The organism is Methanoculleus sp. UBA374 (assembly GCA_002508705.1).
Lineage (GTDB): Archaea > Halobacteriota > Methanomicrobia > Methanomicrobiales > Methanoculleaceae > Methanoculleus > Methanoculleus palmolei.
Window position 1 is genome coordinate 16,949 of the sequence record DAYL01000001.1, and the last position, 24,475, is coordinate 41,423.

Genomic DNA, 24,475 nt, shown 5'->3' on the forward strand with positions numbered 1-24,475 from the left:
ATAACTCTCGCGTATGCGCCGGATCGCCGCGACCGTCCTGCTCCTCTGCCTCCTTGCCGGAACAGCCGGCGGTATCCAGATCGTCGAGTTCTGTCCGGACCCCTACCTTCCCGGCGACCTCGACGAGTACCTGGTGATCGAGGGAGAAGGGACGCTCGACGGGTTCGTCCTCTCGGACGGCGAGGGCGGCTACCGGTTCCCTCCGGGGACACGGGTCGACGGGCGGCTGGTGGTCGCGCGGAGCGGCCCGGCCTTCGAGCAGACACACGGCTACCCGCCCGACTTTGAGAGCGAAGAGCGGACGCCGGCCGTGCCGGACGTGATCCCGAACGGAAACCTCCTTATGGCGAACCGGGCCGACGAACTTCTCCTCTACCGGGGGACCGACCTCGTCCAGCAGGTCGCCTGGCCTGACGACGTCCGCCCCCGGGAGGGGCAGGTCCACTACCTCGCGGATGGCGTCTGGGACCCGCGCCCGCTCGCCATCGGTCAGTCCCGCCTCTCATCCGCGACCTTCGACGACGTCGCGGTGACCGCATTCGCCGCCCCGGACTGCTCGCGCGAAGTCTTTCTGGCGGCCGTAGCGGGCGCGGAACGCGAGATCCTCGCCAACGTCTACGAGTTCACCGACCCGGACCTTGCGGAGACGCTCATCCGTGCCCGCGAACGGGGCGTGGCCGTGACCGTCCTCCTCGAGGGCGGGCCGGTGGGGGGCATCCCGCCGGAGGAGCGGGCGGTCGCTGGCACTCTCAACCGGAGCGGCGTTGTGGTCCTTTCGATGACGACGACCGATGCAGCCCACGCGAAGTACCGCTACGATCACGCGAAGTATCTCGTCATTGACGCCGGGACGGTCCTTCTCGGGAGCGAGAACTTCAAGCCCGGCGGCTATCCGGCGCCGGGACTGCAGGGCAACCGCGGGTGGGGGGTCTCTCTTGAAGACCCCGAACTCGCGGCTTACTTCCGGGAGGTCTTTCTCCTCGACGCGGCGGGCGGGGATATCGTCCCGGCAGAGGGCACGGCGGCCGATCCCGGCAGATCCTGGGCGCCCGCCTACACGGTGGAGTTCGCCCCCTGCCGCGCGGAGGGGGCGCGGGTCACGCCGGTGCTCTCTCCCGACACAAGCGCGCTCGTCACGCACCTGATCGAGGGCGCAGAGGAGAGTATCGCAATCGAGCAGGCCTACATCACAAACGAGACCGCCTACGACCTGAACCCCTATCTCGCAGCCGCGATCAACGCCTCCCGCCGGGGGGTCGCGGTGAAGGTGCTCCTCGATTCAGCCTGGTTCAACACCGAAGGCGACGCGGACAACGACGAGATGGTCGGGGTCGTCAACCGGATCGCCGCGGCCGAAGGACTCCCGCTCGAGGCGCGGCTCGCCGATATCGAGGCGAACAACCTCGCGAAGATCCATAACAAGGGCGTCATCGTCGACGGGCGTGCGGTCCTCGTCAGCAGCATCAACTGGAACGCCAATTCGCCGGCGTTCAACCGCGAAGCAGGCGTGATCGTCGAGCACCCGGAGATCGCCGCGTATTATACCCAGATTTTTCTGGACGACTGGAACGCCTCGAAAGCGGACGACGCTCCCGGGCCGGACCGGCGCAAAATAGTTGCGGCGGCATGTATCCTCATCGGGCTTCTCGCGCTCTATCTCTACCGGCGGGAGCGCGCGTGAGCGGCCTCACCGGCGTTCCGGGAAGCCGGCGGAGCGGCAGACGTCGCAGATGGTGATCGTCCCTTCGCCCGAGGCGACGGCCGAGACCCAGCGCTCGATCACCAGATCGAGGTCGTCGGGGAACTCCTGCCGGCTGAATCCCCGCTTCCGGCTCAGGTACTGGGAGATCGCAGCCCTGCTGATTCCGAGGCGCTTGGACGCCTCACTCTGGCTGATTCCCCGGTCGTTCACCAGCCGGTAGACCATCTCGGCGCGCATCCGGGGAAGGAGCATACGCGCAAGGTTGTCGCAGTGCATGATGTCGCAGGGAGGGGGCTCGGTCATTGTGCGGACACCATCTCGGAGTCTTTGTACTCGTAGAGGATCTGCCGGGCGTCCCGAAAGTTGAACTTCTCCACGATCATATCGTTGTCCTTGAGCCTCTTTAAGGCATAGCGGACGGTGCGGGGGGCCAGGCTGCTGAGACGGACGAGTTCCTTGTGGGTCAGGGCACCCCCGTCCTCAAGCAGCAGGAGGATCTTCCGGGAGGACGGAGGAAGGTTCACATCATCCATACAGGCATGTTAACGCTGTTAACATATCAAACTGACGGATGTTATCATCCCGTGAGCCTATAGAATACCTATGCTGGAACGGCAGGAGAAAACAGCCCTCGTCGCGCTCGTATGCGTCGTCGGGATCGTGCTTGCGGCGCACCTCCTCTTCGGCGCCGTCGGTCGGCCGCTGGTCGCGACCCCATACTCCGACGATGTCCCGGACGGGGCCCTGGTCCTTCTTGAGGGGAGGATCGAGGAGGTCAGAGAGACCGCAACCGGGGGGCACCTGGTCCTCACCGTCAACGGCACCGCCGTCTTCCTGCCGCAGGACGCGGCTGCCGCGCTCGAACTCCGCGAGAACGAGAGCGTAACGCTCTATGGGGTCGTGCAGACCTACCGCGGGAAGCGGGAGGTGGTGGTCTCCTCCGCCGCGGACATCCGGGTGCTCGGATAGGTCACTTCTTCTTTGTGTAGAAGATATCGGCACCGTCGCCGTCTCCGAAATAGGGCCGCCCCCGCCGGGGCTTCGCGGGGATCTCTTTCGTCTTCGTGGTGTCCGGTTCGGACTCCCGGCGGGTGGGCGCCGGGGTCTCGTCGGGCCGCTTCTTTCGTCCCCCCTCCACACCGGTTCCTGAGAGGAGGTCTCCGTCGTTGATCCGCACGCTCGGCATACAGGACAGTTATCATCCGACCCGATATATGATACCTTGGATCGGTCCGGGAGCCTTCCGGAGAGAATATTCGGAAAAACACGCCCGCAAAGAGCCGGGAGGATTCATCTATTACAGGATAGATCGTAACACAGCGAACGGTGAGGGGCAGGATCGGCCGGTCCCCTCACGGACGCCGGCGGTTTTCCCGGAGAAGGCTTACAGGAACCGCTCAAAACGGTCGCGGGGCACCCGGCAGATCGGGCAGGCCTCGGGCGGCTCGTTCCGCGCGCAGAGGTAGCCGCAGACCCGACACCGCCAGACCGGGTACTTCAGGGTTCCCGGAGTCGGAACGGCCGCAGTGCGCGCTTCCTTTCGCCGCCGGCGTTCTGCCGGCGGCGGGCGCCGCTCCGGGACGGAAGCGGCGGCGCGCGTCCCGGCCACCACGTCGGGCGCGACATAGAGGGCGCAGTAGCAAGCACCGTAGTCGGCGAGATCGGGGTCACGGTAGTCACAGGGGCAGACGATGTCGAGGTCGTCCTCCCGGTTCCCGGAGGCGAGCCGGCAGGGGCAGGCTATATACCCGTAGCGTCCCCGGTTGGCGAGCAGACCCCGGGCGAGGCTACGGGTGAACTCACGGTCGGGGTTGACATGGTAACCGCCGGTCTTCGCATCGCGCTCGAGGTCCCGTATGAAGCGGTCGACTTCCTCGTCGCTCACCGTCTCAGGCACCGACGGCCTCCCGAATCTCCTTCTCCATGAACCCCGCGATCACCTTTTTGTCGTCGATGACGATCGTCGGAAACGAGAGGTGCGGGTTCCAGCGTTCAACCTCATCGACCACACGGTCCCGTTCCTCCCCCGTGAGCAGATCCACGTAGATATACGAGAACCCGACGCCGAGGTTGGTGAGGAGTTCTTTTGTTCGGGCACACCAGCCGCAGGTGCTCAGGGCGTAGAGGATCACCTTGCCGCGGTCAACTCCAGGAACATGCTGCATTTCCGTCATGGTTGTTCTAGTATCGGAGGCAGAGGGTAAGTAATTTACCCACCGGGACGGGAGCAGACTCGCCGCAAGGAGGAGATGATCCGGCGGGTCGGATTCGGTTATCTTCTTATTCCATGAGGAAGGAAGGTGGACCATACCATGAACGCTGGAATACCCGTCGGCGCCGTGATCACGCTTGTGCTCGGGGTATGGCTCTGCTGCATTGCCGCCGCACAGGGGACGACCATCGACGAGGTCGGGAGCGTTGTCGCCGGGGAGATGGTCACCATCAGCGGGACGACAAACCTCGCCCCCGGCAACCGTCTGATCATCACGGTGACACCGGTCGGGTTTGAACCGACGAACAAGTCCGCATCGGGAAGGACGAGCGGCACGTCGGGGACGGCCGTCGTAGAGGAGGGAAGCACCACCACAAACACCTGGTCGTTTGAGGCAGACACAACCGGGTTTGAGCCCGGCGAATATGTCGCGACCGTGGAATGGGTCGAGGGCGACGCCACCGCAAGCACCACCTTTGCCGTCACCGGGGCCGCCCCGACCACCCCGGCGGTCACCGCCGTCACACCGTCGACAACGGCGCCGACGCAAAGCCCCACCCCGACCGCGGCCGGACCCACGGTGCCGCTCGCAGCGGCGCTTGCGATAGGGCTGACCGGACATGTGCTGAAGAGAAGATAGGTGCCGGGACGCCGCCACGCCAACCTATATCAACAGAATCAGCACACGGGATGTCATGGCACCCGAATGGATCCGCAGGCGAGGTCTCCCGGTCCTCCTCGCCATCTGTCTTCTTGCTCTCTGTGCGGGGCCGGCCGGGGCGCGCGGGCCGGGGATCAACGACATCCAGCCCTACGATACGATCTTCGTCTACGAAGAGGGGCTCAACCTCACGGGGCTCCGCAACGCGACCACGGATAACCCCGTCACGGAGCTCCGGAGGTATCAGGACGGCAACCCCGACCGGGGGGTCACGAAGGTCATCCCGGTCGCCGACGATACCGACTTTGAGGTCCAGGACTTCTCCGTGAACGGAGAGTACGGGACCTATTACGCCTTCAACCCCGCCGACGGCACGACGGCGCTCGTCATGGTCCGCGAGCCCGAGGTCTTTCTCGACGTGGTGCTCGCGGACCCCTACCACAACGAACCCCTGACCGGGCTTTCGGTATCCCCGAACACCCGGATAGCGTTCAGGATAGCCTCCCCCGATGTCGGGTCCTTCTACCAGGCGGGCGGCGTCTACCCGGCGACGGTCGACATCGTGATAACCCATCCGGGCGGCGCGGAGAGCACCGTCATCGGCGGGATCAACCTTGCCGGATTGAACGTCAGTTCGGCCCGGTTCTACACCGACGACTCCGGCAGGCCCGGCGCGATCGCGCTCTCCGGCCTCCGTGAGCAGGGAACCTACACCGCCCGGGCCGTCTGGAGGACGCCGGAGGGTTTCGACGCTTACGCTCCCGACTCCGAGCCGGTGACGTTCACGGTCGGGAACCGTGTCGGGGTCGATACCGGGACGCCGACGTCCCTCCCCACGACCGCACCGACGGCAACCGTGACGCCCACACCGACGACCGCGGTCCCGACGACTCTCCCCACGACCGTACCGGCAGCGACGGAGACCGCCACGCCGGCGGTGACCGCAACCGCAACAACGCTGCCCAGCCCCTCGCCGACCGGAGCCCCGCTCCCGGTCGCCCTGGCCGCGGCCGCGCTCGGTCTCGCCACGATCCTCATCGGCAGGCGCCGGTAAGCGAGGTCGGCAGAACCGGGGGGGCGGCCGGACCCGCCGTCTCCCGATAAAAAGAGTTAATGGGTCTGCCGGTAGTAGTCCCAGGCGTCGACTTCGGTACCGTTTTCAAAGATACAGACGCCGTATTCACTGCCGTCGGGGTTCTGCCGTATCTCGTAGGCGTAACCCTGCTCCTTACACCAGACCGCGGCCGGGTTGGCGATGCCAACGACGCTTTCGCCGCACCGCGCGCAGGCCCACGGGACGGCGATGATCTCGACCGGCGTCCCCCACTGCTGGACGGTCATGACGTCGCGGGAGACCTCACCGGCGAAAGTGAGGCGCATTCCGTCGACGCGGTAGCGCTCCTCAAGCCCGAGCGGGAGGTAGTGCATCCCGTCATCGGCGATGATACCGTAGAAACCGCCCTCGAGGTCGATGTAGGCGACCGTCCCGGTCTCCGCGACGTAGGTCGCGTTTCCTGCCGTATCGATGGCGATGACCTCGACCGGAACGCCCCACTGCTGGATGGTCGCGGTATCCTCCAACACCCCGGCAACGAACGTCACGTTCGTGCCGTCGACCCGCCAGGTCTCGTCGAGACCGAGCGGGAGGTAGTGCCTGCCGTCGTCGGTGACAAGCCCGTAAAACCCGCCCTCGAGATCGATATAAGTGACCGTGGCGTTCCCGGAGACGAGCAGAACGCCGTCGATCCGCTCGATCGACCGGATCTCGACCGGGGTCCCCCACATCTGGATTCCGGCGCCGTCATCCGCAGGGTCGGCGCTGAACGCTACCCGGAGACCGTCGGTCCGGTACTCCTCCGGGAGGTCGGCGGGGAGGTAGTGCGTCCCGTCATCGGCTACGATTCCATAGAAACCACCCTCAAGGTCGACGTAAGTGATTGTCCCGTTCCCGGATATGCGGTCGGCCGGGCGGTCCTCCCCCCCGGCGGCCATGCACCCGCAGACGACAACCGCACCGAGGAGCGTGAGGACGACGGCCAGATAACTGGGGTATGAATCCTTCATAGGCATCAACATGGATACATTCCCTCGCCGGAGGTAAGTAGATTCCCTTAACTACGAACGGATTCGAAGTTATCCCGGAAAAAAGATAGGGGCTACCGTCCCCCGGCGCCGCCGCCGCCAAAACCGCCACCGCCGCCGAAGGACCCGCCGCCACCGCCGAACCCTCCGGAACCGCCGCTCGACGGCGGAGAGTAGAGGACAATAGGGGCAAAGATCACCGGCATGTTCGAGTAGAGCGGCATCCCGACGTCCGGGAGGCTGATGTTTAAGTTCTTCATCGCCTGCTCAACTTTATCGCCAAGGCCGAGCGCGGTCCCGTAGACCAGCCACTCTCCCCACATCGAGAGGTCGGCAGGGGAATACTGCCGGATCAGCGCCAGGTCCGAGAGGAAGTAGGCGAACGCGTCCCACTCAAGTTTCTCTTTGTAACGGTCGCCTTTCCAGAAACCGAAGAGCGTCGAGGGGAAGAGGGCCGCGATCCCGACCTGGACCGCGACGATGAACGAGAGGACACCGGCAGGGATCAGGAGGTAGGCCGCACCCGGCGCAAAGATGAACGCGAGGATCGCAAGCCCGCAGGGGATGGCGCCGAGGAAGATGAGCGGGAGGATCAGCGTCCGGCCGTCCTTCACATACTGCCGGGAGAGCGTGGTGTCCACGTCCCGGGAGAGGGCGGTGAGCGACTGCTGGTACTGCATGATCCGGTGCTGGTAGCCGGGGCTCCGCCGGGCGGTCTCGGCGAACTTGGCCAGTTCGGCGGTGTCCACGACGTGGTCGTCGGCGATGTTCCCAAGGAAGGTGAGCACCCGCCGCTCGTAGGGGTCCGTGGACTCCCCCGAGACGATCCGAACCGTGACCCCCTCTCCTTCCGATTTTTCCGTCACCACGATCTTACCCTGCCGGTGGAGGTCGAGGACCGTCGCGTAGAACCCGTTGTCGTCGAACTCGAGGGGGTCGCCTTTGAAGAGGAGGTTCACCTGCCAGGGTTTGAGTGTGGTATTCGGCGTGAAACTCAGATACTCGGGCACCGTAAACGGTTTCTCTCTGCCGTAGCGGAGGTAGACGCCAAGGAGGATGAACGGCATCGCAAGGACAAGGACTGCCGCAAGGCCGTAGAGGACGCTGGCCGCCCCGTAGAGGATCGGCGGCCAGCGGTTGGCGTCGGCCGCCTGCTGCCGCACGTCCGGGACAAACGTCGGGAAACCGTCGATTCTCTCCATGAACCCGCGGTCGAGGATCAACTCGACGTTCAGCGCGTCGTCCTGCGTGGCGCTCCCCGTGATGACGACGGCTTCCGCCGTCCGTTCGACATCGAGGGCCGAGGGATCCGCGGAGACTTCTTCGACCATCCGTTCGATGTTCAGGGTCGGCGGATGCGTGTAGACCTCCTCGATATCCCCGCCGAACGGCAGGGTGATCCGGAGGTCCCGGAAGGGAACATGCTCGTCCACGAGTTTCAGGTTCAGGTGCGCCCATTGGTCGTCGTACTCGACCGGCGGCCGGACCCGGTAGCGGTACTCAACCGTGTAGGTGCCCGGGTCGAAGTAGTCGGGGTTGTAGAGGCCCACTTCGTTTGCAAACGCAAGGCTCTGGATTCCCGCGAGATCGGAGGAACTCGCGGTCCCGGCGGCCGTCCGCACCTCGCCCCCCGCGTTCTTGACGTAGCCGATGGTCCCGGGCGGGGCGGTCATCCCGATAAACTCGATGTGCGGCTGGTCAATGGGGGCAAAAGTGAGCGGCGCATCCCAGTAGCGAAAGAGCATCCGGTACTCCCCGGCCGACCGGACAAGGTAGGTATAACGCTCGACCAGGGTCCCGTTTTCGTAAAAGACGGCATCGTAGTGCTGAACCTCCAGGTCCTCCCGGAATAGTTCGGGGAGCGCCGCCGCTCCGGCGACCGCCAGCACCCCGACAAGCAGGGTGATGGCGACAAGGATGAGGATCTGCTGCCGCTCAGTCATGCGCATGGTTCATCAGAACGCTATCGTCGGAACCCGCTCGATCTCTTCACCGAACTCGAGGTAATCCAGCTTCGTAAAACCCAGAGCGCCGGCGATAAGGTTCGAGGGGATCGTATCGGTCATGGTGTTGTACTGCTGGGCGATGTTGTTGTAGGTGTAGCGGTGCCGGGCGATCTCGTCTTCGACCCCCTTCACCGCGCCCATCAACTCCTGCACCGTCTTGGAGGTCTTGAGGTCGGGGTAGTTCTCCGCGACGGCGAGGAGCCGGCCGAGGACCGACCGGGACTCGCGCTCAAGTTCGTTCAGGTCGCCCGCCCCGGCGCTGCCGATGCGGGCCCGCATCGCGGTCACGCCGGTCAGGGTCTCCTTCTCAAAGGTCGCGTAGCTCTTCACCGCGCCGAGGAGCTGCTCGATCATATCCAGCCGCTTCTTCATCGCGACCTTCACCTGCCCGACCGTCGCTTCGGCGGAGTTTTTGAGCGACAGGAACCGGTTATAGATGCCTATGACGACTGCCACAATGCCGATGATAACCAGCACCACGACAGCGATAAGGACGAGAGAGATGATGTCCACCAAGGTTGTCACCAGTAAAATATGTGCCTTGCGGAATATTTAAGGGATAACTCTCAAGACCCCGGGAGTGAGGTACGCACGGGGCCGACCGGCCCTTCCGCGGTCCGGTCCGATTGCTCCTGGACCACCTCGCCGGAACTCACCATCGCCACGACCTTCCCGTCCGCGTCCCGGAGAAGGGCGTTGCGCCAGCGGATCGGCCGTTCCCGGCCATCCCGGGTGATGACCGGACTCTCCTCGATGGGGGGAGGTTCAATCCCGCCGTCCACGAGAAGGGCAAAGTTCTGAGCGAGACGGTCGCGAAGGTGCTCCGGAACGACCGTTGCAAACCAGTTCTTTCCGGCGAGGTCTTTCTCGGCATACCCCAGGATCTCACCTCCCCGCCGGTTGACAAGGTCGATGGTGCCGTCCGCCTCGATCACCGCGATCATCACGCCGGCCGCGTCCAGGTAGCCCTGCGCCCGGTCGCGCTCAGCGACCAGGAGAGCTTCGGCGGTGGTGCGGTCGGTGATGTCCTCGGCGATCCCGAGCATGTACTTCAGCACGCCCCGGGAGTTGAAGACCGGGACCTTCTTCATGGAGAGGCTCGTTCCTGTCGGGAGGCGGACCTTCTTCTCGGGGGCGGTCGACCGTTCCAGCATCTCCCGGTCGCCGTCGGCGAAGAAGGCCGCCATCTCCTGCGGGAAGAGGTCCGTCGCCCGTTTCCCCACAATCTCCTCCTGCGTCATCCCGAGGAAGACTTCGGCGGCCCGGTTCGAGAAGACAAACGTGTTCCCCTCCACCTCCCGGACGAAGACCATGCTCGGGATGTTGTTGACCACCGAGTAGAGGAACGACTTCCACTGGGCCACCCGTTTTGCAGCGCGCAGCCGTTCGGTGACGTCACGGCAGACCACCCGGTAGCCGGTGAAGTCGCCGATCAGATCATAGATCGGCGTCCCGCTCACTTCGAGGATGACGGCGCTTCCGTTCTTGTGAAGCATCGTCCACTCAAAGAGGACGCGCGGTTTCGGGTCGGCGAAGAGCCCGGCAAACTGTTCCCGGACCCGCTCGGCCTTCTCCGGGGCCATGAAATCGCAGGGTGTCTTTTGAAGCATCTCTTCGGGCGCATAACCAAGGATATCCCGGCTTTTTGGGCTGACGTAGGTGAACGTGCAGGTCTCGTCGACGTTCAGGATCAGGTCGTTGATGTTCTCGACAAGGCTCCGGAAGAGCATCTCGCTCTCGCGCAGGGCCTCCTCCGCCCGCCGTCCCTCGGTGATGTCCTCAAGGATGATGGTGACCCCCGGCGCCCCGTCGTTAAAGACCGTGGGAAGAAACTTGATCCGGAAGAAGAGTTCCTCGTCCTGCCGCAGGAACCTGAGCTCTTCCGTGACCTCGCGGCCGTTCAGGGCGTCGGTGATCCGGCTCCGTATCAGCGGGTGGTCAAACGCAGCGAGCGGCGACGCCTCGATGCTTTTTTCGAGGATATCATCCCGGTTCTTTCCCGCAAACGTGCAGACGGCATCGTTTGCCTGGACGATCCGGCGGTCGCGGTCGAGAACCAGCACGAGATCGGAAGAAAAATTGAGCATGGCGGCGATGGGAACCCGTTGCGAGAGGTAAAAAACCTTGGCCTTGCCATAGGTCTCCATCTCCACCTGGCCCGACACGAGGAGAACATCGAGATACCGGGAGACGGTGTTCCGGTTGATTCCTACGGCGGCAGCAAGATCAGAGACCGACATGCCCCGCGGGTGCTCTTTTAACGCGTTGAGCAGGAGAGAGAGTGCGTCGGTAGTGGGGTCCATGTGCAAACAGAATTTCGCGCAAGGGGATATAGGGTTTTGCAGTGACGCAATGCTTTTATGCCGCACACAATGCTACGCCTCAATGCAAGGCAATGAGAGAAAAGTATATAATTGATATTATCCAACACATGATCCCCAGAGTCTGGAGGAACTCTCCGACAGACCGGGCCACACGGGCACAGGTGGTCCGGGCCGGCACAAGAACGGCTGGGATCGGTGAACGGAACATTCACCACGCTGATTGCACCAACGTCACGGTGCACCGGGGAAACCCGGTGCATGCAAGTATCCAGACACACCTCTCTAAACGCAACCGGCACGGTGTCCGGCGGCCCGGGCGGAAGGCACAACCGCCCGGGATAACCCCGTCGGAACGCCGCCATGGTTATCACACACCCAACAATACACCTCATTCCTCTTTTTTTTTGAAGAACTGCTCCGGAAGAGAGCGGCATCCGCCGTCAGGGCGACGCCGCGAGAAGCGACCCGAGCACCCGGGGGAGGTCCTCCTTTGCGGTGACGACCGTGGCCGACTCCTCGAGCATCAGGTTGACCCGCTCGTAACGCCCGGCGACCCGGAAGTCGGTTCTGAGAGCGACGACCCGTTTTCCCAGGGCATACGCGTAGCCCATCTCCCATGAAGTCCCGGAATCGGCGTCCGCGCCGTCGATGACCGCGACGACGACGTCGGCGCCCCGGAGGGCCGGGAGGTGCCGGGCAAAGATAGCCCGGCGCTCCTCCCGACACCGGGTATGACTCGTGTCCCCCACCTCCTGGGGGAGGTAGACCTCAAAGAGATGCGCTTCGAGGAGGGCGCGAAGGGCGAGGTTGTAGGCCTGTTCCGCCTCCGAAAAGAGCGGGGCGGCGAGATAGACCCGGTAGCGGGCGAACTCCTTCACGTCGACAGCCGGGATGTCCGGAAACCGGGCGAGGAACGCCCCGCGCCCGGGCTGTTTTTCGGACGAATAATAGGTCGTCGTCACCCCGCAGGCGGGCGAGGAGTCCACCCCGATGATCGCGAGCGGCGGCTCACCGCGATCCCGGATCGCAGCACGGACCTCCGCCTCGAGCCGGTCGAGGAGCGCTGCAAATGCGGGGGTTGCGAGACGGCGTCGGTCCCCGTGGGACCGACCCGGTCGGGCCATAGGTCCGACCAGGTCCTGAAACGAGCCCGGCGACCGGTCGGGACCGAGGTAGATCGTCTCCGGGCAGGGGAGCGGGACCATCTCGATCGAGAAGCGCCGGCAGCGCTCGACGGTCCGACGGAAGTCGCGGAGGTCCTCATCGGTCGTTATCCCGCGGGCGCGGCATGCGGGGTTCTGGATACAGGGAGCGATGAGCACGTACATTGATAGTACCTGGGCGGCGTACAATAACAAGACAGATGATACCGCTCTACGCCTACCGGGACAACACCTGCGATCCCCGGAAGTGCACGGCGAAGAAACTCGCGCAGCGCGGGCTTGCGAGGATCGTCACCGCCGTTGCAAAGATCCCCCGCTCGACCCTCCTCCTCGACCCGACGGCGGAGAGAGCGGTCTCCCCCGCCGACCGGCACCTCTCCTCGATAACGGCGCTCGACTGTTCCTGGGAGGTGCTCGACACCGGGGCCGTCGCCTCCTGGCGCAACCGCCGGGCGCTCCCGTTCCTCGTAGCCGCAAACCCGGTGAACTTCGGCCGGCCGTTCCGGCTGACATCGGTGGAGGCGATGGCCGCAACGCTCTACATCCTCGGGGAGAAGGAGCAGGCACGCGACATCCTTGCTCCGTTCGGGTGGGGGCTGCGGTTCCTGGAGGTGAATGCCGACCCTCTCGCGGAGTACGCGCAGGCAAAGGACAGCGCCGAGGTCGTCGCCATCCAGGCGCTGTATATGTAATCGAAGACCGCCGTCGGCGGCACGTTGTCGGAATGGAAAAAGAGAAGCGCAACGACACCAGAAGGGGTGCAGGGGGGTGAATGCCCACCCGACCACCCGAACGCGGCAAACACCGCACGCGACGAATGAGTGCGAGCACCTCCCATCGGGATGTGCCCTAACTCCTGCGTCTACAGTTCTCTCATGTCACCGGGGTAATAGTTCCCCAAGTAATTAGATGCTGTATGCGATATTTATACGATTCTATTTAATATCGCAGATCAACGCCCAGTTTTGCCCCGATTTTCCGAAAGACTTTTGAAGAATCCACTGTTTTCCCGAGTACCTGCAACATCCGAACTCCTGATAAGGAAAAAACCGATAAATCGAAGGCAAAGATACGAAACGATTCATTCCCGGCGTCAGACAGGCGACGTCCGGGGGGAAGGGCGCAGGGTCGTACCCGAGCAGGACATACACCCCGTGCATCGGAGGGGGCCAAAAGACCGGCGATGGCGCTCGATATCGCCGCCGCAGAGGCCGGAGGTGGGTATGTGTACGTCACCTCTACAACCCGGATACCTGGCCTGACGGGCTCAAACTCTGTTTACCTCGCTCCGGGGTATACACCGGGGCGTAATCGGAAATCTTCCCTTTTTCGGGCTGAAAAAGAACCTCTGTCGACGATAGAGACCGTCCGCACGCGAGCGAAGGACGCGAAACCTGCGTGATCGTCTCCCCCTTCGCGGCTTCGCGTGAGTCAACAATTGCAGGAGGAGTGATACGGTCTCACCAGAACCCCGGCACCAGGACATACATCGCCCAGCCCATATGCTCCCGGCCGTAGCCGAAGTACTCGTCCTGGAGGCGGTGGAGGTAGTCGATCATGAAGTCGCGCTCAGGATGGTCGGGGTGGTCGCCGAGCCAGGAGAGGACCGACCGCCAGATCCCCGACTCATAGCGGTCCCAGTCGTCCCGACTCGCCCGAATGACGGCGGCGACGTCGAGCCCGGCCTCCCGCACGGTACCGAGGGTCTCATACTCCGTCAGGACGTCGGGCCACTCCCTGGCGAACTCAGGCGGGGCGCGGTCGGACCTCCAGCAGCGGTCGCCGATGACGATACGCCCCTCGTCCGAGACCATCCCGAGGAGGGCGTCGAGCGTCGCCGCAAACCCGCCCCGGATGTGGGACGCTCCGATCGCCGCCGCGCAGTCGAACGGCTCGTCGGGGACGTACTCCCGGGCGTCCATGCATCGGACGGCAATCCGGTCCCCGAGCCCCGACGCCCGAAACGCCTCCTCCGCCCGCCGGCAGGCATCCTCACGCACCTCGATCCCGACCCCGGATATCCCGTACTCTCTTCCCCAGAGGGCGAGAATCGTGCCGTTCCCGCACCCGACCTCCACGACGCGGGACCCTTTCCGGAGCCCCGACGCCCGCCCGGCGGCGAGCACCTTCTCCGGTGTGGTGGGGTTCATGATCGCAAGCGATCCCTGAGATATCCTGACAAGTTCGCTATCTTCCATTGATCGGTGGTCCTCCCGAACGCTTGATCCGTCGTACATGGGTGTTTCCTGCCCATAAAACCGTGTACCCCCTCCCGAAAATACACTTTTTTTTTGCCGCCGTCGGGGCGGAGCGGATAGGTAATTACTAATAGGGCCCCTCAGAAAGAGAGTATCATGCAACGGCGCCATATCCTGCTCCTGATCCTTCTCGCGGCCGCCGTCATCGCCGGAGGCTGCATGGCCCCTGAAGATACCGGTGAGATACAGCCGCCGGTCTCCCCCACCACCCCGTCGCCGACAGAGGCGCCGGCGGTGGGATCGGGCCAGCCGGCCCCCACCCCGGCCGGGCCCGTCCGGGGGGAGAAGACGCCGCAGAGCGTGGAGTTTGTCGACCCGCGGGTCTACCACATCCCGACCCCGACGCCCGCGATCACAATGACGAAACTGCCGGACGACCTCCGGGTCTCCGGAAAGATGGTGGAGTACGCAACAGCAACCGTCGACTACCCTCCCCGCGTTCTCGCCACCGGGACCTACCACATCCCTTACCCCTACTGGGACCTGAACGTGAGCGTAACGCCGATGAACGAATACCCCTGGCTCGGGATCGAGGTCCGGGACCCGGAGGACCCGAACCGGGTTGTCAAGAAGATCCAGTACTCCCGATCCGATATCCTGTATCCCGACAACAGTTCGCGCTCAACAGGAAATAGTTCCACGACAGTCGATTTTTCGGAAAGAGAGGAGACATTCACCATCCGGGAAGGGTATGACGACTTCTACTTTGTTATTCGCTCGGAATCGCTGAAGTCGCTCACCCTCACCATCAGGGTCCCTGAGAAATATCTCGTCTAGGTGGAAGGGAGCCCCTCCCCCTCTTCTGCGACCCGGAGTTCCCGGCTGTAATCCTCTATCGCGGCAACATAATCCTTCCATGCCTGATCCGCCGCGGCAAGGTTTCTCGTTGCCGAGGAATATGCCTGGATATCGTAGGCGACTGCAGCCGAAGACCAGAGCGAGAACGCTCGGTTCAGGTTGTCAAGCGCCCGGAGATAGGCCGCCTGCGCTCCGGCATACGTTTCCGGGACCGCGTCGGCCCCGATGACCTGCCGGTGGTATGCCGTAACGGCCATGCCGTAGTCGGCGACGGCCGCAAACTCCCGCGCATAAGCATCGGCTTCAGCAATCGATGGGCTGTCCGGAGAAGAGTGCAGGTAGACCGAGGTCCTCTCGTAGACACGGGAGAGGTCGGCCTCCGACGCCGCCACGTGGCCGCCGAACGCGGCAACCTGCCGGGATTCCATGTAGTCGTGGAGAAGCAGCCCGCCGACGAAGACAACCGCTATCACGGCAACCGCCACGCCGCCGGCGATGAGCGCCTTCCTCCGGCCGATGGCGACGTTCGGGAGTTTGAAACTCTTCAGGTCCGGGAGATCGGGGATGTTGAAGTCCATATCCGTCACGCTCCTCCCGCCGGCAGGCGGACCGGGAAAATGCGGTACTCAACCGGTGCGAGGGTGTAGCGCAGGGGTACGACCTTCGGAGTCTCCGACTTTACGCTCTGGATCAAGCCGCCCTGAACGTTTCCGATAGGGAACGGCTTTACCCACGTCGAGTTCTCCGAGGAGACCACGGTGTAATTCGTCCCCTCGACGTAGTAGTAGTGCTCTCCCTCGTACTCAAAGTGTTTCGGCGTGTACCTCGCGTAATAGGGGTTGAATCCATCCATCCTGATGCCGAGGGCCATGTGGTCCGAGTATTCAAGCAGTACCGTATCGTAGCCGAGAGCATCGAGGAGCCCCGCCATCAGGATAGCCGCATCCTCGCAGTCCCCCTTCCCGTCGACGAGCATCTCGGTGGGGTATTTGGGGTACTCGACGCCGCTCCTCAAGTGCGGGGGGAGGACCACGTTGAAGTAGGAGTCCGTGCTGTTGTCGAGGGCATAGGGAATCTGCTGAACGAAAAAGACGACGTTCATCAGCCGGAAGTACCCCTCCTCGGGGTTGCCCGCGGCGGGTGCGATCCGACTGGCCAGGTCCTCCAGGATCGGCCGGTCGGCGTCCGCGAGGGCGTATCGCCCCCAGGCAACGTGGTCGGTGAGCCGCGGCGTCTCCCGGTGCTCAAGGAAGAGCGCTTCCGGGACCCGGACCTCCGTCGTCTGGACACCGCCGTCGATCGCCGTCCAGCGGAAATTCCGGGTATAGACCGGACCATCATCCGGGAAGGGCGTTGCCGTCGGTACCGGAGCGGGGGGGACGTATACGGGCGGTGCCGGTCCCGAAACCGGTCCTGCGGAACCGAGACCGATCGGCTCCCCGAGGAGGGCGGGTTTCACTACGAGCGCAACGGCCAGGATCACGATCCCGCCCGCGAGAACCGGGATAACATCTTTCCGCTCCATCTCCGGGGTTCCACCACGTCTAGATATTAAGTATGGGCGACTTCCCGATAAATACGTTGATATACGGCCGTAGGCAGGCCGGGGGGCGAACGGGATCACCGGACCTTTCTCACGGCGCTCCGATGCCGAAGAACGCGGCGATGAACCGGAGTGCAGCGTAGAAGAAGTAGAGACCGAAGACCAGTTTCAGGGTCGCCGGCTGAAACCGTCCGATCGTCGCGGCCCCCACCCGGGCGCCGGCAATCGACCCGGCCGCGAGGATCAGCCCCGCCCCGAAGGCGACGTAGCCCTCCAGGAGCTTGACCCCGCCGCCCACGACCGCCATCGGGATCATGGACGCGAGCGACGTCCCCACCGTGACGTAGACCGGCGCCCCGAAGAGGTAGAGCAGCCCCGGAACAATGGCGTAGCCGCCGCCGAGGCCGGTGATCCCGGTCAGGACGCCGACCCCGGCCCCGAAGAGGAGATGGCCGGGACGCGTGCCCCCGATGCGTTCCGGCTCCGGACGGGTGCCGGGCCAGAGCCCCTCGCGGATCATCCCGAGAGACGGAACGAGGAAGACCAGCCCCAGGATGAGAGCGAGGAGGCCTGTGTAATCGACGAGGAAGGAGAAGAGCCAGGACCCGATGAGGACGCCGACAAGGCCGCCGAGAGCGATCCGCGCCGCCACCCGGCGGTCGAGACTTCCCCGCACAAGGTGGCCGGCGGCGCCGGAGATCGTGGTGAAGATGACCACGAAGAGCCCGGTCCCGATAGCGACGGGCTCCGAAAAGCCGAGGGAGAAGTACATGACCGGGAGCAGGATTGTCGACCCTCCGACCCCGACAAGGCCGCCGAAGACTCCGGCAACGAAGCCGACCACAAAGAGGAGAAGGGCCGATGCCGGCGTTGCCGGCGGGGCGACGGTGAGGCCCGCCCCGAGCATCACCGCGATCACGGCAACGAGCAGCGCTATCCGGACGGTCAGAACCCCGGCGGGCGGATCACGGTCCCGACGAGAGGAGGAGGGGGTTGACATCTCATGAACACCCAGCCCGTGACCGGAAAGGGTGTCGGGACGAGCCTGAACCGCAGTCAGGAAACCGTATCGAACCGGATGCCATATACCGTTAGGTAGCCCCCCGTTACCTTTGAACCTGCCGGAACTGGTCGAACCCGGGAGGAGGGCAGGACTCATCAAGCCCGGCCGTCCGCTTCCCGGGCTCGACCGCATACGTGCAGACCGAGGGGTAGTACCGGGTGACATACTCCTTGAGCATCCGGAGAGCACAGTACTGCGGGGCGATGCTCTTTATCGACTCCTTCATCAGCCGGACCCACTTGTGCGGGACGTTGTTCATCGTCCTCGAGTAGTAGAGCGGTGCGATCTCGTTCTCGATCAGGTCGTAGAGCGTATTTGCATCCGCCCGGTTGTCCTCTGCGTGGCCCTCGAAACCCCAGCCGTTCCTGCCGTTGTAGCCCTCGACCCACCAGCCGTCGAGGATCGAGAGGTTCAGCACCCCGTTCATCCCCGCCTTCATGCCGCTCGTGCCGCTCGCCTCCATGAGCGGGACGGGGGTGTTCATCCAGACGTCGACGCCGTGGACCAGGTAGTGCGCAACCTGTTCGTCGTAATCCTCGACAAACGCGATCCGGCCCCCGAACCGCGGGTCCTGAGAATACTGATAGATCCTCTGCAGGATACGCTTGCCCTGATCATCGGCCGGGTGGGCCTTCCCGGCGAAGATGAACTGCACCGGCCTCCAGCGGTTGTTCACGATCCGGTCGAGCCGGTCGATGTCCTCGAAGATGAGGTCCGCCCGCTTGTAGCCCGCGAACCGGCGGGCGAACCCGATCGTCAGCGCCGAGGTATCCAGCATGAGCCCCTCGGCCGCGAGATTCGCGGGCTCATCCCGGTGTCCCGCCCATTTGATGCGTTTTCGCTCCCGGATCCGGGAAAAGAGTTTCATCTTCAGCCACTGGTGCTCGCGCCAGAGTTCATCGTCCGGAACCTCGTCGACCACCTCCCAGATGACCGGGTTGTCGTAGTCCTCCCGCCAGTTCGGGTAGACCGCATCCATGTACCGGTCTAAAAGCGTCTCGATCCGGTGGTTCAGCCACGTGGGCATGTGGACGCCGTTCGTGATGGCGTCAATCGGCACCTCCCCCGGCGGAAGGTCGGGCCAGAGGGGCTGCCACATCTCCCTGGCGATCTCGCCGTGCCTTTTTGAGACGCCGTTGTGAAAACGGCTCATCCGGAGCGCAAAGGCGGTCATGTTGAACCCGGCGCCCGGATTATGCGGGTCCTCCCCGAGCGCCATGAACTCGTCCCAGGAAAGACCGAGCGACGGGCAGTAACTGCGGAAGTACTTCGCTATCAGATCCCCGGGGAAGACGTCGTGGGCGGCGGCGACGGGGGTGTGGGTGGTGAAGACCGAAGTGCCCCGGACCTGTTCACGCGCCTCCTCAAACGGCATCCCGGCAACGAGGCGCTCCCGGAGCCGTTCCAGGAGAGCGAACGCCGAGTGCCCCTCGTTTAAGTGCATCGCCGCGTAATCGATACCGAGGGTGTGGAGGACCTTCCGGCCGCCGATACCGAGCACCACCTCCTGCCGGATACGGTATTCAAGTTCCTTTAAGTAAAGGCGGTGAGAGATGCTCCGGTTCTCGGGGAGGTTCTCATCGATATGGGTGTCGAGGAGGAAGAGGGGGACCGTTCCCACCTGCACCTTCCAGACGGCAACGTAGATGGGAGGCTCGATCAGGGGGACCTGCACCACAAGTTGCCGGCCGTCGTCGCCTGTCACCCGGAGAACCGGTGCGGCGTCGCGGTCCAGCACCTCGGCGACGTTCTTCTGCCACCCGTTCGCTTCCATGTGCTGGTGAAGGTAACCTTCGGCGTACATGAACCCGACGGCAACCATCGGCACGCCGAGATCGCTCGCTGCTTTGACGTGGTCGCCCGCGAGGACTCCGAGCCCGCCCGCGTAGAACGGGAGCGAGTGGTGCAGCCCGAACTCGCTTGAGAAATAGGCGATCGTCAGTGGTCTTTGCCCGGGGTATTGCTGTGCGAACCAGCTTGTCTTCGGTTCCATGTCCTGCCGGAACCGGTACATAATGACGTCGTAGCGGCGAAGAAACTCCGGGTTTGCCGCCGCCCGCTCGAAGTAGCGCGGCGGTGTATCCAGGAGCATCCTGACCGGGTTGTGGCGGCTCATCTTCCACTCCGCCCGGTTCAGCAGTTTGAAGAGGACGGTCGCCGAGGAGTGCCAGCTCCACCAGAGGTTGTACGCGAGGTCGACGAGTCCGAAGATCCGTTCCGGGACATGGGCAAATCGGTCGTAAGGTATTTCCGTCTTCATCCGCCCGGCATTGCCCGTCGCACCTGATAAGTGCTTCTGTCGGGGCGCCGGATCACCGCCGCTCTTCGCGCTCCATGATCTCCCGGATCTTCCTCTCTTCCCACCTTCTGCCGAAGATCCGGCCCTCAACATAGACGCCGAACCAGTGGAGCGCCACGCCAATCCCCCAGAAAAAAGTCACCCAGTGAACTACCCCCCACCCTTACGGATTAGAGTACGAGGTGTTCATAGAATCCCCGGATCTCCTCGACCCGTCTCCTCGCACGGACATACCGTTCCTGTTCGTCCATGGGCCCCGGTTGCGAACCCGGACTCTTATACCTACCTGTGCCGCCGATGGTTCGCATCGGCGGGGTGAATGAGCCCCCGAAGGAAGAACGGAGCGTGATGATACGATGATCCCTACAGATCCTTCCCGGCGGGGTCGGAGAAGAATAGAAAGACATTATACATGCCTGTTGCCGATCTTCCTTCACCAGAAAGACGGTGGAGCGTGAACCCGGGTGCGACGGATGATCGAGGCGGAGAGCCTCACGAAGAACTACGGCAGCGTCACCGCGGTGAACAGGGTATCCCTTTCCGTCGCGGAAGGGGAACTCTTCGGCCTGCTCGGGCCGAACGGCTCGGGCAAGACGACGATGATCCGGATGCTGACCGGGCAGGTCCGGCCGACCGCCGGGACGGCACGGGTGATGGGACTCGATGCGGCAGAAGACCCCATCGGGGTCCGGCGACTTGTCGGGATCATCCCCGAGCAGGAAACGCCGCCGAGTTTCCTCACCGCCGAAGAGTACCTCCATTTCGTCGCCGGCATCCGGAACCTCGACCGCGTCCGCGAGCGGTGCGACCGCTGGTTTGACCTGCTGGAGTTCCGGGACAAAAAGGACGTCCTCTGCAAAGACCTCTCGCGGGGCACCCGGCAGAAACTGATGTTCTCCCAGGCCTTCCTCCACGAGCCCCGGCTCGCCATCATCGATGAACCGCTCATCAACCTGGACCCCATCGTGCAGCGGACGGTCAAGGACTTCCTGCAGGAATACGTCCGGGACGGCGGGACCGTCTTCCTCTCCACCCACATCCTTGAGATCGCCGAGGAGATCTGCGACCGGATCGGGGTCATCCACAACGGGCGGCTCCTCTACGCCGGCTTCGTCGAAGACCTTGTCCGGTCCGGCCATAGCCTTGAGCCCTTCTTCCTTGACCTGGTGCGGGGCGATACCGGTGCCTGACCTCTTTTTTGCGATGATGAAGGAAGAGTGGCGGATGCACTCGACCGTCTTCGGGAGCCGCGGGTTTGCGCTCTTTCCGGCGGTGGTCGCCGCCTTTGCCTTCTTCGGGTCGCTCACTCTCCCGCTCTTCTCGGATGCGCTCCCGTACAGCGCGGTCGCCCTTCTTGCGCATCTCTTCTTTCTGCTCGCGGGGTTGATGGTGGGATCGTTCGGTCTTGCGGGGCGCGAGTTCATGAACCGCCGGTTCGGGCAGATAAGCCTCGTTGCCTACGCCTCCCGGAGCCTCCCCGTCTCGGAGCGGCGGATTTTTGCCGCGTTTCTTGCGAAGGACACCGTCTACTACATCCTGCTCTACGTCCTCCCCTTTGCGGCGGGGTTTGCCGCGGCAACGCCCTTCATCTCCCTCAACCCGGCCCTGGGCCTTCTCGCGCTCGTCTCTCTCATGCTCGCTTTTCTCCTCGGACTCGCCGCGGCCTGTTTCCTCTCGACCCTCTATGCACACTCCGTCCGGCTCTTTGCCGGAGCGGTTGCGGTAATTGCAGCGGTTGCGGCACTCGCGCTCCGGACGGCGCACTCCGGCATCGCCGGTCTTCCCCCGTACGCCTTCTTCATCGACCCGGGCCCGGAACCGCTTGCGCTCGCCCTCCTCCTCATCCTGGTCCCGGCCGCCGTATCGGTGCTCTTTGTCACCGTCGATTACCCGGATCGGAAAAAGCGGTTCAGAAACAGCCTCGACCCCCTCATCGGGAGGCTCCGCGCCCTCGGGAGCGCACACTTCATCGCCAAGGACGCCCTCGACCTGCTGCGGAGCGAGGGCGGCGCCGGAAAGGTGATCTTCTCGTTCCTCCTCCCCCTCGCCCTCGTCTGGGTCTGTCTCCGGGTCCTGATCCGGTTCATCCCGGGCATCGACCCCCTCGTGGTCTTTGCGGTCCTTCTCGGGGTGCTCTCGGCCACCATCTATAACTGGCTGACCGAGTTCGACTCTTTCTCGTCCTACGCCTTCCTGCCGGTGAAGGTCTCGGAGGTGATCGACGGAAAACTGAAGAGTTACGCCCTTCTCGGCATCCTCCCGGTCGCGGTGCTCGTGCTTGCGGCGGCGACCGCCGGCGAAGCGGGGGCGTTCCTCCCGGCCTTCGTCGCGTTTATCTCGGTCTCGGCCTACACCCTCTCGGTGACGGTCTATCTCACCGGGCTTCACCCGAACGTCATGCTCTACCACGCCGGAGTCTTCCTCTGCTACCTGCTCGCGATAAGCCCGGCGCTCCTCCTCCTGATCTTTGCGTCGATCCTCGACCCGGCTTACGCGTTTTTGAGCCTCTTCCTCATCCCGCCGGCGGCGCTCCTCATCGCCCGCGGGCGGACGAGGTGGCAGGCGTGGGAGATGCCGGGATACTGACACATTCGCCCCGCGCACGGCGCGGCTTCAAGACCTGTGCGGGAGATACCGAAATATACACTACAGAGGCGGCACAACAAACACGCTGAACCCATTATCTTGCTTTTGGCGGGTATTTCTCAGGAAGATATGCAGAAAGTGATCAGCGACATAAGGATGGAAGAAGCAGCAATCAAAAAGATCCGAACTCTCCGGCTCATCCGGGGGCAGTTGCGATTGAACTCCGCGGAGACGGGAGCATGACCCCCGTTCGCATCTTCATCAGCAGCGTGCAGAAGGAGTTTGTCGACGAGCGGGCGGCCCTCCGTGACTACCTGCGAGGCGACGCACTGATGCGGCGATTCGTCGAGGTCTTCCTTTTCGAAGACGTCCCGGCCGCCGACCGCCGCATAGATGACCTGTATCTGGACGAAGTTCGACGCTGCGACCTCTATGTCGGGCTGTTCGGAAACGACTACGGCGTCGAGAACGCCGAGGGGCTCTCTCCGACCGAGCGGGAGTTTGACCTCGCCACTGCCGAAGGAAAGCACCGGCTCATCTACGTCAAGGGCTCGGACGACGAGGCCCGCCACCCGAAGATGTGTTCCCTCGTTAGAAGGGCGCAGGCGAGCCTGATCCGAAAGCGGTTCAACACCTCCGCCGAACTTGTCGCAGGACTGTATACGGCGCTGGTCGGATATCTGGAGGAGAAGCAGTTGATCCGCTCCGGTCCCTTCGACGCGGCTCCGTGCACGAAGGCGAAGATAGAGGATCTGGATCCGGAGCGTATAGCGCGGTTCATTCGTACGGCCAGAAAGACCCGACAGTTCCCCCTCGTCGATGGCGCTTCTCCCCAGGAACTGCTGGAGCATCTGAACCTGCTCGACGACGGGCAACTAACGAACGCGGCTGTCCTCCTCTTCGGCAAACAGCCGCAACGATTCCTGATCTCTTCCGAGCTCAAGTGCGCCCACTTCCACGGTACCGAGGTGGCCAAACCGATCCCATCCTATCAGGTCTACAAAGGCACGGTCTTCGATCTCGTGAACGCGGCGGTGGATTTCGTCCTCAGCAAGATCGCCCTCGCGGTGGGTACACGCGAGGCCGGCCCGCAGGCGCCGGTACAATACGAGATCCCGAAAGAGGCGGTGGCGGAAGCAATTGTAAACGCCGTCGCCCACCGCGATTACACCAGCAACGGCAGCGTGCAGGTGATGCTCTTTTCGGACCGCCTGGAGGTCTGGAACCCGGGCGAGCTCCCACCGTCCCTGACCCTCGAAAAACTCCGGCAGGCCCATGGGTCGGTACCGGGCAACCCGCTCCTCGCAGAGCCCATGTATCTCGCCGGATACATCGAGCGGATGGGTACGGGAACGCGGGACATGATCCGACACTGCATCGAGGCAGGTCTGCCGGAGCCGGATTTTGCCGGGAGCGTGCGGGTTCCAGACGATCATTCGCCGGGCTCCGGCTCCCGGGCGGGGGTCGCAGCCAGAGTCACAGCCGGAGTCACAGCCAGAGTCGCTAGAAACGAGAATCCTTCTCCTCCTGGAGGGCGACCCGAGGTCAAAAGCGGAGTTGTCCCGGGAACTCGGGCAGAAGAGGGTCTCAGGGCAGCTCAACAAGGTCGTCCGTCAGCTCCTGGCCGACCGTATGATCCGGTACACCATCCCCGAAAAACCGGGCAGCCGGAACCAGAAGTACCTTCTGACCGATAAAGGCCGGGTAGCGCTCCCGAAATCCGGTTCGAGAGAGGATACACCGTGAGCGCGGGAACGCCCGGGATACATGCGAAAGGG

General features: G+C 63.7%; 25 protein-coding genes and 1 pseudogene. 10 read left to right on the forward strand and 16 right to left on the reverse strand.

The window, feature by feature from the left end:
- Positions 1–13 precede the first annotated feature (13 nt).
- Positions 14–1,681, forward strand: coding sequence for a phospholipase D-like domain-containing protein (locus tag BRA42_RS00090; protein ID WP_342770673.1), 1,668 nt, complete (start codon positions 14–16; stop codon positions 1,679–1,681).
- Positions 1,682–1,687: 6 nt separating this feature from the next.
- Here the strand turns inward: BRA42_RS00090 and BRA42_RS00095 are convergent, their stop codons facing one another.
- Both BRA42_RS00095 and BRA42_RS00100 read right to left on the reverse strand, forming a co-directional pair.
- Entirely contained in the window at positions 1,688–2,005 is a 318-nt protein-coding gene (locus tag BRA42_RS00095) for a transcriptional regulator (RefSeq protein WP_292409464.1), read from the reverse strand.
- The gene (locus tag BRA42_RS00100) at positions 2,002–2,235 is read right to left on the reverse strand and encodes a winged helix-turn-helix domain-containing protein (RefSeq protein WP_292409466.1); all 234 of its coding nucleotides are present in this window, start codon (positions 2,233–2,235) and stop codon (positions 2,002–2,004) included. The genes BRA42_RS00095 and BRA42_RS00100 overlap by 4 nt, the downstream gene beginning before the upstream one ends.
- Positions 2,236–2,305: 70 nt before the next feature.
- Between BRA42_RS00100 and BRA42_RS00105 the strand changes: the two genes are divergently transcribed.
- Positions 2,306–2,671, forward strand: a complete 366-nt coding sequence (locus BRA42_RS00105) for a hypothetical protein (protein WP_292409468.1) — start codon at positions 2,306–2,308, stop codon at positions 2,669–2,671.
- A gap of 1 nt (position 2,672) precedes the next feature.
- Here the strand turns inward: BRA42_RS00105 and BRA42_RS00110 are convergent, their stop codons facing one another.
- The 3 genes from BRA42_RS00110 to BRA42_RS00120 form a co-directional block, all read right to left on the reverse strand.
- Complete coding sequence (locus BRA42_RS00110) at positions 2,673–2,888, reverse strand: hypothetical protein (RefSeq protein WP_292409470.1); 216 nt, start codon at positions 2,886–2,888, stop codon at positions 2,673–2,675.
- 198 nt (positions 2,889–3,086) lie between these two features.
- A complete protein-coding gene (locus tag BRA42_RS00115) occupies positions 3,087–3,599 on the reverse strand; it encodes a ferredoxin-thioredoxin reductase catalytic domain-containing protein (RefSeq protein WP_292409472.1) in 513 nt (170 codons plus the stop codon).
- Entirely contained in the window at positions 3,592–3,867 is a 276-nt protein-coding gene (locus BRA42_RS00120; RefSeq protein ID WP_292409565.1) for a glutaredoxin family protein, read from the reverse strand. The genes BRA42_RS00115 and BRA42_RS00120 overlap by 8 nt, the downstream gene beginning before the upstream one ends.
- 147 nt (positions 3,868–4,014) lie before the next feature.
- Between BRA42_RS00120 and BRA42_RS00125 the strand changes: the two genes are divergently transcribed.
- Together BRA42_RS00125 and BRA42_RS00130 are read left to right on the forward strand one after the other, a co-directional pair.
- Positions 4,015–4,554 (forward strand): hypothetical protein, encoded by a 540-nt coding sequence (locus BRA42_RS00125; RefSeq protein WP_292409474.1) that lies wholly within the window; start codon positions 4,015–4,017, stop codon positions 4,552–4,554.
- Between the two features lie 55 nt (positions 4,555–4,609).
- Positions 4,610–5,629 carry a DUF3821 domain-containing protein gene (locus tag BRA42_RS00130; protein WP_342770674.1) on the forward strand — a complete coding sequence of 340 codons (1,020 nt, stop codon included), beginning with the start codon at positions 4,610–4,612 and terminating at the stop codon, positions 5,627–5,629.
- A 56-nt stretch (positions 5,630–5,685) separates the two neighbouring features.
- Here the strand turns inward: BRA42_RS00130 and BRA42_RS00135 are convergent, their stop codons facing one another.
- The 5 genes from BRA42_RS00135 to BRA42_RS00155 form a co-directional block, all read right to left on the reverse strand.
- Entirely contained in the window at positions 5,686–6,639 is a 954-nt protein-coding gene (locus tag BRA42_RS00135; RefSeq protein WP_342771736.1) for a DUF333 domain-containing protein, read from the reverse strand.
- A gap of 92 nt (positions 6,640–6,731) precedes the next feature.
- Positions 6,732–8,606 (reverse strand): DUF2207 domain-containing protein, encoded by a 1,875-nt coding sequence (locus tag BRA42_RS00140; RefSeq protein WP_413788529.1) that lies wholly within the window; start codon positions 8,604–8,606, stop codon positions 6,732–6,734.
- 6 nt (positions 8,607–8,612) lie between these two features.
- Positions 8,613–9,191, reverse strand: a complete 579-nt coding sequence (locus tag BRA42_RS00145) for a LemA family protein (protein WP_292409567.1) — start codon at positions 9,189–9,191, stop codon at positions 8,613–8,615.
- Between the two features lie 38 nt (positions 9,192–9,229).
- Positions 9,230–10,966 (reverse strand): PAS domain S-box protein, encoded by a 1,737-nt coding sequence (locus tag BRA42_RS00150; protein ID WP_292409484.1) that lies wholly within the window; start codon positions 10,964–10,966, stop codon positions 9,230–9,232.
- A 461-nt stretch (positions 10,967–11,427) separates the two neighbouring features.
- A complete protein-coding gene (locus BRA42_RS00155) occupies positions 11,428–12,315 on the reverse strand; it encodes a nucleoside 2-deoxyribosyltransferase (RefSeq protein ID WP_292409486.1) in 888 nt (295 codons plus the stop codon).
- A 35-nt stretch (positions 12,316–12,350) separates the two neighbouring features.
- Between BRA42_RS00155 and BRA42_RS00160 the strand changes: the two genes are divergently transcribed.
- Positions 12,351–12,842, forward strand: a complete 492-nt coding sequence (locus tag BRA42_RS00160) for a DUF367 family protein (RefSeq protein WP_292409488.1) — start codon at positions 12,351–12,353, stop codon at positions 12,840–12,842.
- Between the two features lie 768 nt (positions 12,843–13,610).
- Here BRA42_RS00160 and BRA42_RS00165 read toward each other — a convergent pair.
- Complete coding sequence (locus BRA42_RS00165; protein WP_292409490.1) at positions 13,611–14,348, reverse strand: SAM-dependent methyltransferase; 738 nt, start codon at positions 14,346–14,348, stop codon at positions 13,611–13,613.
- Between the two features lie 156 nt (positions 14,349–14,504).
- On the opposite strand from BRA42_RS00165, the gene BRA42_RS00170 reads away from it, so the two are divergent.
- Positions 14,505–15,185, forward strand: a complete 681-nt coding sequence (locus BRA42_RS00170) for a hypothetical protein (protein ID WP_292409492.1) — start codon at positions 14,505–14,507, stop codon at positions 15,183–15,185.
- On the opposite strand, the gene BRA42_RS00175 is transcribed toward BRA42_RS00170, so the two are convergent.
- From BRA42_RS00175 to BRA42_RS00195, 5 genes are all read right to left on the reverse strand, one after another.
- A complete protein-coding gene (locus BRA42_RS00175) occupies positions 15,182–15,784 on the reverse strand; it encodes a hypothetical protein (protein WP_292409569.1) in 603 nt (200 codons plus the stop codon). The genes BRA42_RS00170 and BRA42_RS00175 overlap by 4 nt on opposite strands.
- Positions 15,785–15,789: 5 nt before the next feature.
- Positions 15,790–16,731: a hypothetical protein gene (locus tag BRA42_RS00180; RefSeq protein WP_342770315.1), complete on the reverse strand. Its 942-nt coding sequence runs from the start codon at positions 16,729–16,731 to the stop codon at positions 15,790–15,792.
- 109 nt (positions 16,732–16,840) lie between these two features.
- Positions 16,841–17,749, reverse strand: coding sequence for a sulfite exporter TauE/SafE family protein (locus BRA42_RS00185; protein ID WP_292409496.1), 909 nt, complete (start codon positions 17,747–17,749; stop codon positions 16,841–16,843).
- Positions 17,750–17,855: 106 nt separating this feature from the next.
- Complete coding sequence (gene glgP, locus BRA42_RS00190) at positions 17,856–20,072, reverse strand: alpha-glucan family phosphorylase (RefSeq protein WP_292409498.1); 2,217 nt, start codon at positions 20,070–20,072, stop codon at positions 17,856–17,858.
- 52 nt (positions 20,073–20,124) lie between these two features.
- Positions 20,125–20,253: a 2TM domain-containing protein gene (locus BRA42_RS00195; RefSeq protein WP_292409499.1), complete on the reverse strand. Its 129-nt coding sequence runs from the start codon at positions 20,251–20,253 to the stop codon at positions 20,125–20,127.
- A 331-nt stretch (positions 20,254–20,584) separates the two neighbouring features.
- Here BRA42_RS00195 and BRA42_RS00200 point away from each other — a divergent pair, with 331 nt between their 5' ends.
- The 4 genes and pseudogenes from BRA42_RS00200 (at position 20,585) to BRA42_RS14455 (ending at position 24,443) form a co-directional block, all read left to right on the forward strand.
- Positions 20,585–21,301: an ABC transporter ATP-binding protein gene (locus tag BRA42_RS00200; RefSeq protein ID WP_292409571.1), complete on the forward strand. Its 717-nt coding sequence runs from the start codon at positions 20,585–20,587 to the stop codon at positions 21,299–21,301.
- Entirely contained in the window at positions 21,294–22,697 is a 1,404-nt protein-coding gene (locus BRA42_RS00205) for a hypothetical protein (RefSeq protein WP_292409501.1), read from the forward strand. The genes BRA42_RS00200 and BRA42_RS00205 overlap by 8 nt, the downstream gene beginning before the upstream one ends.
- Positions 22,698–22,936: 239 nt before the next feature.
- Positions 22,937–24,046 (forward strand): annotated as a pseudogene (locus BRA42_RS00210) (DUF4062 domain-containing protein); the annotation flags it as partial.
- 208 nt (positions 24,047–24,254) lie between these two features.
- Positions 24,255–24,443 (forward strand): hypothetical protein, encoded by a 189-nt coding sequence (locus BRA42_RS14455; protein WP_394339239.1) that lies wholly within the window; start codon positions 24,255–24,257, stop codon positions 24,441–24,443.
- Positions 24,444–24,475 lie beyond the last annotated feature (32 nt).

Bases quoted from the DNA above. Each gene is read 5' to 3' on its own strand.
- BRA42_RS00090 (WP_342770673.1), top strand. From the start codon at position 14: ATGCGCCGGATCGCCGCGACCGTCCTGCTCCTCTGCCTCCTTGCCGGA.
- BRA42_RS00095 (WP_292409464.1), bottom strand. From the start codon at position 2,005: ATGACCGAGCCCCCTCCCTGCGACATCATGCACTGCGACAACCTTGCG.
- BRA42_RS00100 (WP_292409466.1), bottom strand. From the start codon at position 2,235: ATGGATGATGTGAACCTTCCTCCGTCCTCCCGGAAGATCCTCCTGCTG.
- BRA42_RS00105 (WP_292409468.1), top strand. From the start codon at position 2,306: ATGCTGGAACGGCAGGAGAAAACAGCCCTCGTCGCGCTCGTATGCGTC.
- BRA42_RS00110 (WP_292409470.1), bottom strand. From the start codon at position 2,888: ATGCCGAGCGTGCGGATCAACGACGGAGACCTCCTCTCAGGAACCGGT.
- BRA42_RS00120 (WP_292409565.1), bottom strand. From the start codon at position 3,867: ATGCAGCATGTTCCTGGAGTTGACCGCGGCAAGGTGATCCTCTACGCC.
- BRA42_RS00125 (WP_292409474.1), top strand. From the start codon at position 4,015: ATGAACGCTGGAATACCCGTCGGCGCCGTGATCACGCTTGTGCTCGGG.
- BRA42_RS00130 (WP_342770674.1), top strand. From the start codon at position 4,610: ATGGCACCCGAATGGATCCGCAGGCGAGGTCTCCCGGTCCTCCTCGCC.
- BRA42_RS00135 (WP_342771736.1), bottom strand. From the start codon at position 6,639: ATGAAGGATTCATACCCCAGTTATCTGGCCGTCGTCCTCACGCTCCTC.
- BRA42_RS00140 (WP_413788529.1), bottom strand. From the start codon at position 8,606: ATGCGCATGACTGAGCGGCAGCAGATCCTCATCCTTGTCGCCATCACC.
- BRA42_RS00150 (WP_292409484.1), bottom strand. From the start codon at position 10,966: ATGGACCCCACTACCGACGCACTCTCTCTCCTGCTCAACGCGTTAAAA.
- BRA42_RS00155 (WP_292409486.1), bottom strand. From the start codon at position 12,315: ATGTACGTGCTCATCGCTCCCTGTATCCAGAACCCCGCATGCCGCGCC.
- BRA42_RS00160 (WP_292409488.1), top strand. From the start codon at position 12,351: ATGATACCGCTCTACGCCTACCGGGACAACACCTGCGATCCCCGGAAG.
- BRA42_RS00165 (WP_292409490.1), bottom strand. From the start codon at position 14,348: ATGGAAGATAGCGAACTTGTCAGGATATCTCAGGGATCGCTTGCGATC.
- BRA42_RS00170 (WP_292409492.1), top strand. From the start codon at position 14,505: ATGCAACGGCGCCATATCCTGCTCCTGATCCTTCTCGCGGCCGCCGTC.
- BRA42_RS00175 (WP_292409569.1), bottom strand. From the start codon at position 15,784: ATGGACTTCAACATCCCCGATCTCCCGGACCTGAAGAGTTTCAAACTC.
- BRA42_RS00180 (WP_342770315.1), bottom strand. From the start codon at position 16,731: ATGGAGCGGAAAGATGTTATCCCGGTTCTCGCGGGCGGGATCGTGATC.
- BRA42_RS00185 (WP_292409496.1), bottom strand. From the start codon at position 17,749: ATGTCAACCCCCTCCTCCTCTCGTCGGGACCGTGATCCGCCCGCCGGG.
- glgP (WP_292409498.1), bottom strand. From the start codon at position 20,072: ATGAAGACGGAAATACCTTACGACCGATTTGCCCATGTCCCGGAACGG.
- BRA42_RS00200 (WP_292409571.1), top strand. From the start codon at position 20,585: ATGATCGAGGCGGAGAGCCTCACGAAGAACTACGGCAGCGTCACCGCG.